We start from the raw sequence: 10,575 nt of genomic DNA on the forward strand, positions 1-10,575 counted from the left end.
GCGGCGTGGTATTCATAGAAGGCGCGGCGGCGCTCGTCCATGGACTCATGCTGTTCCCAGGGTTCGGGAATCATCATCATCACGGCCTGGCTGATGGGGTAGCCGGCCATGGTCAGCAGCTCGAGGCAGTTGTCGAACGTCGCGGTGTCGGACTGGTCGGCAAAGCTGATGGGATAGAGCTTCTTGAGGTCTTCGGCCAGCACGGGCGAAGCCATCACGCCTTCGCGGGCGCGCATCCAGTTGTAGTTGCCCTTGACGGTGTTGATTTCACCGTTGTGCGCCACGTAGCGGTAGGGGTGGGCCAGAGGCCATTCGGGGAAGGTGTTGGTCGAGAAGCGCTGGTGCACCAGGCCGATGGCCGAGACGCAGCGCTCGTCCTCGAGGTCCTTGAAGTACACGCCCACCTGGTCGGCCAGCAGCAGGCCCTTGTAGACCACGGTGCGGCTGCTCATGCTGGGAACGTAGTATTCCTTGCTGTGCTTGAGGCCCAGGTTCTGGATGGCGGCGCTGGCCGTCTTGCGGATCACGTACAGCTTGCGCTCCAGCGCGTCCTGCACGATCACGTCGTTGCCGCGGCCGATGAACACCTGGCGCAGCACGGGCTCCTTGGCGCGCACCGTGGGCGACATGGGCATGTCGAGGTTCACGGGCACATCGCGCCAGCCGAGCAGCACCTGGCCTTCGGCCTTGATCGCGCGTTCCATCTCCTGCTCGCAGGCCAGGCGCGAAGCGTGTTCCTTGGGCAGGAAGATCATGCCCACGCCATACTCGCCCGCGGGCGGCAGCGCGACGCCCTGCAGCGCCATCTCTTCACGGTACAGCTGGTCGGGGATCTGGATCAGGATACCTGCGCCGTCGCCCATGAGCTTGTCTGCGCCCACGGCGCCACGGTGGTCGATGTTCTCGAGGATCTTGAGCGCACCGGTCACGATGTCGTGGCGCTTCTCACCTTTGATGTGGGCGACAAATCCCAAGCCGCACGCGTCGTGCTCATTGCTCTTGGAATACAGACCGTGTTCTTGGAGATGGGTGATCTCGGCAGCCGTAGTCATGGCGGAATCCTCAGTTATTTTCGCAGGGAGCCCGAGATTACGACAGTGCATCAACCTATGCAAGAAAATATAATTGGGGTCAGATTCAATTATTACCCGATGATTTTATTCAGATAATAAATTAGGGACACATCAAAATCAGGAGCAAGAAACCCTTATTTGGCAAGCAAGGAATTCAAGCAGCCGCGTCAGTTCGGCATTTCTGAAGGGTTTTTCGGCGGACGGCCCGCGCGCTGGCGCACCACGCGGCGCTGGGTGCGGCTTTGCAGCTCGGCGACGAACTGCGGCGAACCCAAGGCCCAGCCGCGCAGTGCGGCCTGTTCGATGTTCTCCAGCTTCTCGGCCGAAAGGCCTTCATTGACCGCGGCCTTGTAGCCGGCTTCGCGCGCAAACGGCGTATTGCCCAGCGCCCAGAACGAGGGATGCGGATGGACCAGCGTGGTGTAGCGCAGGCCCGCGTTGTGCGCATAGCTGGACCAGGCGTAGTCGGCGGGTTCGCGCGCCAGGCCCGCGCGCACCGGGCTCCAGTCCAGCGCGACCATGCTGGCCAGCAGATATTGGTTGGGGTCCACCACATTGGCGCGGTAGCGCCCGTTCCACAGCGTGCCGCTGCGGCCATGGCGGTTGTTGAAGTAACGCACATAGCTGCGCCCCACCGACTGCATGAACTGCGGCAGGCCGGTGTCGGTCTCGGGCGTCAGCAGCAGCTGGAACTGGTCGGGCAGCAGCACATAGGCATGGATGTCGACCGCGAAGCGCCTGGCCATCTCGCGCAGCAGGTCCAGCATCTGGTTGCAGTCGGCGGTGTCGACAAAGATCTCCGCGCCGTTGTTGCCGCGCTGGATGATGTGGTGCGGCAGGGCGGCGAGGGTCAGGCGGGGGAGACGGGCCATGTTGGAGGAACGCTCTGGGAATGGAGATACATGCCTTTGCCTTGAGGCAGGGCCGTTCACCCTTCGACAGGCTCAGGGCGAACGGAATCCACCCGCCGTTCGCCCTGAGCTTGTCGAAGGGCGCAACCCCATTATCCCGGCAAGGCTGGCGGATCAGTCCTGGGCCACGGACGGCAACCGAAACCGCGTCTCGCCCAGGCTTTCGAGGCCGAATTCCTTGAGCAGCTGCTGCAGGCGCTCGGCCGCGCTGCGCTTGCGGTTGCCCGTGAAGCGCGCGACGATCAGCTCGTTCTTCATGCTGTGCTCCCAGCCCACGAGCTCGGTCACGGTGACCTGGTAGCCCGAGGCTTCGAGAAACAGGCAGCGCAGCACATTGGTGATCTGGCTGCCCATTTCGCGCGTGTGGATGGGATGGCGCCAGAGCTCGGCCAGCGGCGTGCGCGTGAGGCTCAGCGCCTTGGTCTCGCGCAGGCAGGCCGCGACTTCGGCCTGGCAGCAGGGCACGATCACCATCGCCCTGGCCTTCTTCTCGAGGCCGAACGCAATCGCATCGTCGGTCGCGGTATCGCAGGCATGCAGGGCCGTGACGACGTCAAAGCGCTCGGGCATGGATTCGACGCGCGTCGATTCGGCCACCGACATGTTGAGGAAGTGCATGCGGTCAAAGCCCAGCTGCGCGGCCAGCGCCTGCGAGGCCTCGACCAGCGGCGCGCGGGTTTCGATGCCGTAGATCTGGCCGCGGCCCAGGGCCTTGAAGAACAGGTCGTACAAAATGAAGCCCAGGTACGACTTGCCCGCGCCATGGTCGGCCAGCGTCACCGCGTGCTCGTCCGCCGACAGCTCCTTGAGCAAGGGCTCAATGAACTGATAGAGGTGGTAAACCTGCTTGAGCTTGCGGCGCGAATCCTGGTTGATCTTGCCTTCGCGCGTGAGAATGTGCAGCGCCTTGAGCAGCTCTATGGACTGGCCGGGGCGCAGCTCGAGCTGCTCGAACGGATCCTGCGGCGCCTTCTTCGCGCTCTGTTTGTCCTGTCGCGCCATTTATGCGCTTTCCTTGGCGGCCGCCGTATGGCCCGTCACCGGGCAGCTCGCCCCCACGCCCAGGTCCAGCCAGCCGACGATGCCCAGCTTTTCCAGCGTCTGCATGTTGTTCTCGTAGATCGCCTCGGCTTCGGGAAACGCTTCCACGGCCTTGTCTATGCTGTCTTCGCGCAGCAGATGCAGGATGGCGTACGGCGCGCGATTGGTGCAGTTGGTCACGTCGTCGACTTCCGTGCCTTCGAACTGGAACTGCGGGTGGAACGAGGCCACCTGCAGGATGCCGCCCAGGTCCATGGCTTCGACCAGCTCGTCGGCCAGCTCCAGGAAGTCGTTGAAGTCCAGGAAGTCCTGCAGCGCATGCGGCACGATCAGCAAGGTGGTGTCGCGCTTCTCGGGCGAGATTTCGGCCAGTGCTTCAAGCTCGACCTGCAGCTGCTCGGCCACGCCGCGCGCATCCGTGGCTTCGCTGACCACGTAATGCACTTGGTTCTTGACATGCACCGCCTTGGCGAACGGGCACAGGTTCAGTCCTATGACCGCCTTTTCGAGCCAGCGCCGGGTGTCTTCGATGACCAGGTCAGTGGGATAGGCCTGCAGATCAGGCGCAGAGGAAAATTCGGTCATGGGATAGCCTTGTCGTGCACGCGTGCGCCAGGGCTGCGCGCATTGTGGGCAGCGCGGCCATGTGCCAAGCGTTGGTGGGGGTCGGCAATTGTAGCTATCCCCGTACGTCGGCGCTGGGCCGTGGGCAATCGCACCGGCCTCAGGCCAGCAGCTGCCGGCCCGTGAGCCTGGCGTGCTCGCGCGCCGCATAGCGGTCGGTCATGCCCGCAATGAAGTCGCAGACCACGCGCGCCAGCGCAGTGGCGTCGCCCGCGTCGTGCGCGCGCTCGGCATAGCGCGGCTTCATTTCCTGCGGGCGTACAAGGTAGATCGCAAACAGCTCGCGCACCACGACCTGGGCCAGGTCGGTGGTCTGCATCACCTGCGGGTGGCGGTAGAGGTTCTGGAACAGAAAGCGCTTGAGCTGCGTGGATTCGGCGCGCATCGCGGCGCTGAAGGCGACCAGCGGCGGCGCCAGCCGCACCGCGGCCGCGTCGGTGGGGTCTGTCAGCGCCAGCCGCGCCTGGCTCTCGGCCACCACGTCATAGACCTGGTCGCTGAGCATGCGGCGTATGGTTTCGTAGAGCAGCCGGCGCTGGCCATGCGGCTGCGCCGCAATCTGCGGGTACTGATCGAGCGTCAGCGCGTGGTAGCGCGCAAACAGCGGCACGGCCAGCAGCTGCTCCATGCTGATCAGACCCGAGCGCACGCCGTCGTCGACATCATGGGCGTTGTACGCAATCTCGTCGGCCAGATTGCACAGCTGGGCTTCGAGCGAAGGCTGCTCGCCGCGCAGAAAACGCTGGGCAATGCCGCCGGGCTCGCGCTGCTCTATGCGCTCGGCGTTGGCGTGCGAGCAGTGCTTGAGAATGCCTTCGCGTGTCTCGAAAGTGAGATTCAGGCCGTCGAAGCCGGGGTAACGCTCTTCGAGCCGGTCGACCACGCGCAGGCTTTGCAGGTTGTGCTCGAAGCCGCCCCACTCGCGCATGCATTCATTGAGCGCATCCTGGCCCGCGTGGCCGAACGGCGTATGACCCAGGTCGTGCGCCAGGCAGATGGCTTCAACCAGGTCTTCGTTGAGCCGCAGCGAGCGCGCGATCGAACGGCCCAACTGCGCGACTTCGAGCGAATGCGTGAGCCGCGTGCGAAACAGATCGCCCTCGTGGTTCAGGAACACCTGGGTCTTGTAGACCAGCCGGCGAAACGCCGACGAGTGCACGATACGATCGCGGTCGCGCTGGTGATCGGAACGCGTGGGCGCGGGCGCCTCCTCGTGCAGCCGGCCACGCGTGTCCGCGGGCCTGCAGGCCCAGCGCGCCAGGCCTGTCGGATGCGCGTCCATGGGCTGGTTGTTGCTCAGAGGCAGCAAGCGTCTATCACTTCGCGCACCAGTTTGTCGGGCGCCGAACGCACCATGGCCTTGCCCGGCTCGGCGATCAGCACGAAACGGATCTCGCCGCCTTCGGCCTTCTTGTCGACACGCATATGCTGCAGGTAGTGGCCCGCGTTGTCGCGGCTGGCGATGATCGCGCCGCGCGTGGGCAGGCCCGCGCGCGCAATCAGGCGCACCAGGCGCTGCACGAATTCCTCGTCGACCAGACCCAGGCGGCGCGACAGGCGCGCGGCCATGACCATGCCCGCGGCCACGCCTTCGCCGTGCAGCCAGACGCCATAGCCCATGCCGGCTTCCATCGCGTGGCCGAAGGTATGACCGAAGTTGAGCACCGCGCGCAGCCCGCCTTCGCGCTCGTCCTGGCTCACGACCCAGGCCTTGATCTCCACGCTGCGCTTGACCGCATGCGCCAGCGCCGCCTTGTCGCCGACCAGCAGCGCATCGAGGTTGTCCTCGAGCCAGGTCATGAATTCCATGTCGGCAATAGGACCGTACTTGATGACTTCGGCCAGGCCCGCAGCGAGTTCGCGCGGCGGCAGCGTGGCCATGGTGTCGAGATCGCAGACCACGAGCTGCGGCTGGTAGAACGCGCCAACCATGTTCTTGCCCAGCGGGTGGTTGATGGCCGTCTTGCCGCCGACCGAGGAATCGACCTGCGACAGCAGCGTGGTCGGCACCTGCACGAAAGGCACGCCGCGCATGTAGCAGGCGGCGGCAAATCCCGTCATGTCGCCGATCACGCCGCCGCCGAGCGCGAACAGCACTGTCTTGCGGTCGCAGCCCTGGCCCAGCAGCGCGTCGAAGATCTGGTTGAGCGTCTGCCAGTTCTTGTGTTCTTCGCCGTCGGGCAGCGTCACCACCTGCACCTGCGGGTAATGCGGCGCCAGCGCGGCCTGGAGCTGGGCCGCATACAGCGGAGCGACCGTTTCATTGGTCACGATGAGCGCGGTGCGCGCGCGCGGCAAGGCGGCGTAGACCGATGGATCGGACAGCAGACCGCTGCCAATCAGAATCGGGTAGGAGCGCTCGCCCAAATCAATATTCACCTGGTGCTGGCAACCTGCCACTGCGCTCAGATCCATTGTGTTCCGTCCGTTCTCAAAAAGCACCGCAAGTGCGCGTATCGTGGTCAAAGGCGGCGGCGCGTCGCCCCAAGCCTTCTATCGTAGCCGCAAGCGACGCCCAGCGGCGCAGAACATCTATCGCGGCGTGGCCATCGCACCGCCGTGCGGCGCGGGAAAATCATATTCACCGAGCTCGGCCTGCATCGCGAGCTTGCGCACCACCTGGGTCACGGACAGCCGTGCGGTCTTGATCGTGTAATGCGCGGTCGCCAGATAGAGCGCATGGCGCTGCTGCATCAACTCGCGCAGCCGCAGGGCCGGGTCCTGGCCCTTGAGCAACGGTCGGGTGGTGTCGTTGCGCAGCCGCCGCGCGATATCGTCGGGTGCGGCCTGCAGATAGAACACGGTCGAGCGCGAATGCAGATGGATGCGGTTGGCCTCGCGCAGCACCACACCGCCGCCCGTGGACAGCAGCAGGGGCTGGGGCACGGCCGTGATCTCGTCGATGACCTGCTGCTCCACATCGCGGAATGCCGCTTCGCCATGCGCGCTGAAGTAGTCCGCTATGGTGCAGCCCAGGCGCTGCTCGATCACATGATCGCTGTCGACAAAGCCCATGCCCCAGAGATGGGCGAGTTGCTTGCCGATGGTGGTTTTTCCGCTGCCCGGAAGGCCGATCAATGTGTACATGGGATGGAAAAAATCCGCCCTAAGGCGGATTTGTCTGAAGGTCCGAGGAAGTCGCCGCCGCCGAGCTTAGCGCAAGTGGCGGGCGCCGACTTCCGGGCCCCTGGAAATGACCTGTATCAGGCCGCAGGCGTACAGGCGGGGTAGTTCACCGGAATGGCGAATTGCTGCACGCGGGTGCCGGCCGTAAGCTTGAACAGCAGGTTGGCTGTTCCAGGTGCTGTAGCCTTGGTCAGGCTGAATGTCAGTGCCACTGCCGTACGGGTGTTGGGCGAAGATTGCTCAGGCGCACGCGCATTCAGAGCATCCAGCACGGGCGAGCCGGACAGGACGCTGGCCGAAGCGACGGTCGACAGCGATTCGATCGACAGCGTGCTGCCGGCCGGCAAGGCAAAACCCTTGGCCGTGCCCACGCTGCCCGTCCAGATGGCCTTGCAGGTTCCATCGAACGCCAGCCCATCGAACGACGTCACCAGCGAATTGCCGCTGTAGAGACCGCCATCGCTCACGCTGGTGGCATTGAAATAAATGGTGTCGGAAATGGTCACGTCCTTGCCGGCAGCCGCCGAGAAGGCCTGACCCGTCACCACCACGGGAATGCGTACGCCGTCCAGGGGGCGTGGATTCTGCACCTGGTATTCGATGTCGCACAGACCGTTGATGGTCGTGCAGCCACCGCGATCGGAGGTGCCGACACGGCCGTAGGTGGTGGTTGCCACCACGGGGAAGCCGTCCGCCACCGGGTTGCCATTGGCATCGGAGACGGCCACGCGAATGATGCTGGAATCACCCGAAATATCGCGGTTGAGCACAAACTTGGTGGCCGACAGATCGAAGGCGCCAGGAACGGCCGTACCCGTGGTCACGGTCAAGGTGTCGGACTGGGTGAGCAGCGTGGAGCCGGTCACGGTGGCCTTCACGACCACCGAAGTCGGCAAGGTCTTGGAAGACACGGAAGCAGAGACAACGCCGCTGGCATCGGTCGTGCCCGTGGTGCTGTTGAGCGTCACCACATTGGCCGGGATCGCTTCGAAGGTCACGCGCACGCCGGGAACGGCAGCGCCCGTGCCATCGACCACCTTGTATTGCAGGATGGCGGTTTCGGAACGGCCGTTGCCGCCCGCGCCGGCAATCACAATGGATTTGTCGGCCGGCACGGCCGAGACAAAGTTCACGCCACGTGCCAGCGTCTGCGGATCCACGCCCTCGACCACGGCGCCCGTGACCGCCAGGTTGCGCGATGCGGCATAGGGCTTGGCGGCCAGGGTGGCCGTCGCGGTGACGGTCGTCGCGCCCAGCGCATCGAGTGCGCCGGCCTTGGCTTCGATCACGGCCTGGCCACTTGCGTTCGTCAGCGCCGTGGCGGCCGTGGGAGTGAATTGCAGCAATCCGCTGCCGCTTTCGGAAAAAGTCACGATTTCATTGGGTACGGCCGCACCGGCCGCCGTCTTGAGCGTGGCCAGCAGCCGCACCGAGTCCGATGCTGCGAAGGAGTTGCTGGCGAGGTCCACGCCCGCGCTCGTCTGCAACTGCAGTTGCACGACATAGGTTGCGGACGTGCCGCTGCCGTTGCCCGTGCTGCCGCCAAATCCGGGCGTGCCGCCGCTGCCGCCGCCCCCGCCGCAAGCCGCCAAGGCAGCAGTCATCACGACCGCCAATACACAGTTATAGATCTTCATACATGTCTCTCAATGGAAAAATCAGCGCGCGCTCTTGTTCTGCATCAGCATCTTGGGCGTGATGAAGACCAGCATTTCCCGCTTCGACGTCTCGCGCGTGCGGCTCTTGAACAGATTGCCCAACACCGGCACATCGCCGAGCAGCGGCACCTTGGTCTCGTTGTTGGTTTCTTCCATCTCGAAGATGCCGCCAATCACCACCGTACCGCCGTTCTCGACCAGCACCTGCGTCTGGATATGTTTGGTGTCGATCGCCACGCCCTGGCTCGTGGTCTCGCCACGGCTGTCCTTGTTGACGTCGAGATCCAGAATGATGTTGCCTTCGGGCGTGATCTGCGGCGTGACTTCGAGCTTGAGCACGGCCTTCTTGAATGCAATCGTGGTCGCGCCATTGGGCGCCGTGACCGAGTACGGGTACTCCGTGCCCTGCTCGATCAGCGCCTTGGTCTGGTCGGCGGTGATCAGCCGCGGGCTGGACACCACCTTGCCGTTGCCGTCGGCTTCCATCGCCGAGAGTTCGAGCGTCAGGAAGCGATTGGCGGCCGAATTGAAGATCGACAGCGCGAATGTCCCCGCAGACTGCACGTTGGACAACGAAGCCGGCAGGTTCACGAAAGTGCCCGATGTATCGACCGTGGTGCCCACGCCGCCCGTCGCGGTCGCATTGCCGTAGTTGGTGCCTATGCCGACACGGTTGCCGCCGCCTATCGAATAGCCGCCGTTGCCGCCGTTCTGCGCGCGCAGATCGCCACCGCCGAGCTTGACGCCCAGCGAACGGCCGAAGGTGTCGCGGGCTTCGACGATGCGCGCTTCGATCAGCACCTGGCGCACGGGAATGTCCAGTGTTGCGAGCAGGGTCTTGACTTCCTCGAGCTTGGTCGGCGTGTCGGTCACGAACAGCTGGTTGGTGCGCGGTTCGGCGATTGCCGAGCCGCGTTCCGACAGAAAGCGCGTGGTGGAGCCGCTGCCGCTCGAATGGCTCGCGATCTGCTTGATCATGTCGGTCGCCTTGGCGTAATTCAGCTGGAAGCCCTGGGTGCGCAGGGGTTCGAGCTTTTGAATGGCCATTGCTGCCTCATAGTCCTTCTTGGTGCGCGCGTCGATTTCATCCTTGGGCGCGATCCACAGCACCGAGCCCGACTTGCGCATGCCAAGACCCTTGGCGTCCATGATGATCTGCAGCGCCTGGTCCCAGGGCACGTCCTTGAGGCGCAGCGTCAGCGAGCCCGTGACGGTGTCGGAGGTCACGATGTTGAAATTGGTGAAATCCGCGATGACCTGCAGCAGCGAACGCACTTCGATGCTCTGGAAGTTCAGCGACAGCTTTTCACCCGTGTAGTCCGGCCCCTGACTCAGCTTCGATGCGTCGACCTTCTTGGGCCGCACTTCGATGACGAACTGGTTGTCGCTCTGGTAGGCACTGTGTTCCCAGTCCCCTGCGGGCTCTATGCGCATGCGCACGCGACCGCTGGACTCAGTCGTGGTGATCGTCTGCACGGGCGTACCGAAGTCGGTCACATCGAGCTTTCGACGCAGGCCTTCAGGCAGCGAGGAGCGCAGGAAATCGGCGACCAGCGCCTTGCCTTCCTGGCGCAGGTCGACGGCCACCTGATTGCTGGCCAGCCCGATCACGATGCGCCCGGAGCTGTCGGCGCCGCGGCGGAAGTCCACGTCGCGGATAGGCAGCACATCGCTGCCCGCAGGCCGGGCGTTGAACACGCGCGGCTCGGCCACGGCCTGTGCGGTCGAGGCCGAAGGCACGGGCGCCAGAATGACGAACAGGCTCTTGCCCTGGATATCGGTCCTGTAGGAAGTCGCGGTCTTGAGGTTGAGCACCACGCGCGAACGACCGCCGGCTTCGACCACATTGACCGACTTGAGATTGCCCTGGTTGAGTTCGACCTGCGACTGGCCGGTCGCGTTCTGCGTTCCCGGGAAGTCGAGCGCAATGCGCGCTGGCGACTGGATGGCAAAGCCTGTGGGCGGTTTGGCGAGCGGCTCCGACAGCTCGATGCGCAGCACCTCGCTGCCGTCCTGCAGAGAACCCGCCACCGACTGGATGGCGCCTTGAGCAAACGCCGATGACGAAAGCAGCAGCCCTGCCGTCACCGCCGCGTGTCGGCATTGCGCCAGCAAGCGCTGCGCCAGCAAGCGCTGCGCCAG

Annotated in this window: 8 protein-coding genes and 1 pseudogene; all 9 read right to left on the reverse strand. The window is 64.5% G+C overall.

From position 1 onward, the window contains the following. Nucleotides 1-1,052: pseudogene (locus RR928_RS14645) on the reverse strand (glutamate synthase subunit alpha); the annotation flags it as partial. A 188-nt stretch (nt 1,053-1,240) separates the two neighbouring features. Next, entirely contained in the window at nt 1,241-1,945 is a 705-nt protein-coding gene (locus tag RR928_RS14650; protein ID WP_332534519.1) for a transposase, read from the reverse strand. A 153-nt stretch (nt 1,946-2,098) separates the two neighbouring features. Further along, nucleotides 2,099-2,986: a class I SAM-dependent methyltransferase gene (locus RR928_RS14655; protein WP_332683096.1), complete on the reverse strand. Its 888-nt coding sequence runs from the start codon at nt 2,984-2,986 to the stop codon at nt 2,099-2,101. Next, nucleotides 2,987-3,610 carry a DUF1415 domain-containing protein gene (locus RR928_RS14660; RefSeq protein WP_332534523.1) on the reverse strand — a complete coding sequence of 208 codons (624 nt, stop codon included), beginning with the start codon at nt 3,608-3,610 and terminating at the stop codon, nt 2,987-2,989. 139 nt (nt 3,611-3,749) lie between these two features. Further along, nucleotides 3,750-4,931 carry a deoxyguanosinetriphosphate triphosphohydrolase gene (locus RR928_RS14665; protein WP_332534525.1) on the reverse strand — a complete coding sequence of 394 codons (1,182 nt, stop codon included), beginning with the start codon at nt 4,929-4,931 and terminating at the stop codon, nt 3,750-3,752. A 14-nt stretch (nt 4,932-4,945) separates the two neighbouring features. Beyond that, a complete protein-coding gene (gene aroB / locus RR928_RS14670; RefSeq protein WP_332534527.1) occupies nt 4,946-6,064 on the reverse strand; it encodes a 3-dehydroquinate synthase in 1,119 nt (372 codons plus the stop codon). 117 nt (nt 6,065-6,181) lie between these two features. Beyond that, nucleotides 6,182-6,736 (reverse strand): shikimate kinase, encoded by a 555-nt coding sequence (locus tag RR928_RS14675; protein ID WP_332534529.1) that lies wholly within the window; start codon nt 6,734-6,736, stop codon nt 6,182-6,184. A 116-nt stretch (nt 6,737-6,852) separates the two neighbouring features. Next, on the reverse strand, nt 6,853-8,412 hold the full coding sequence (locus RR928_RS14680) for a hypothetical protein (protein ID WP_332534530.1): 1,560 nt from the start codon (nt 8,410-8,412) through the stop codon (nt 6,853-6,855). 21 nt (nt 8,413-8,433) lie between these two features. Then, entirely contained in the window at nt 8,434-10,548 is a 2,115-nt protein-coding gene (gene pilQ / locus RR928_RS14685) for a type IV pilus secretin PilQ (RefSeq protein WP_332683110.1), read from the reverse strand. Between the last annotated feature and the right edge of the window lie 27 nt (nt 10,549-10,575).

This window comes from Comamonas sp. (genome assembly GCF_036666375.1).
Classification (GTDB): Bacteria; Pseudomonadota; Gammaproteobacteria; order Burkholderiales; family Burkholderiaceae_C; genus Comamonas.

Bases quoted from the DNA above. Each gene is read 5' to 3' on its own strand.
- aroB (WP_332534527.1), bottom strand. From the start codon at position 6,064: ATGGATCTGAGCGCAGTGGCAGGTTGCCAGCACCAGGTGAATATTGAT.
- RR928_RS14680 (WP_332534530.1), bottom strand. From the start codon at position 8,412: ATGAAGATCTATAACTGTGTATTGGCGGTCGTGATGACTGCTGCCTTG.
- RR928_RS14650 (WP_332534519.1), bottom strand. From the start codon at position 1,945: ATGGCCCGTCTCCCCCGCCTGACCCTCGCCGCCCTGCCGCACCACATC.
- RR928_RS14655 (WP_332683096.1), bottom strand. From the start codon at position 2,986: ATGGCGCGACAGGACAAACAGAGCGCGAAGAAGGCGCCGCAGGATCCG.
- RR928_RS14660 (WP_332534523.1), bottom strand. From the start codon at position 3,610: ATGACCGAATTTTCCTCTGCGCCTGATCTGCAGGCCTATCCCACTGAC.
- RR928_RS14675 (WP_332534529.1), bottom strand. From the start codon at position 6,736: ATGTACACATTGATCGGCCTTCCGGGCAGCGGAAAAACCACCATCGGC.
- RR928_RS14665 (WP_332534525.1), bottom strand. From the start codon at position 4,931: ATGGACGCGCATCCGACAGGCCTGGCGCGCTGGGCCTGCAGGCCCGCG.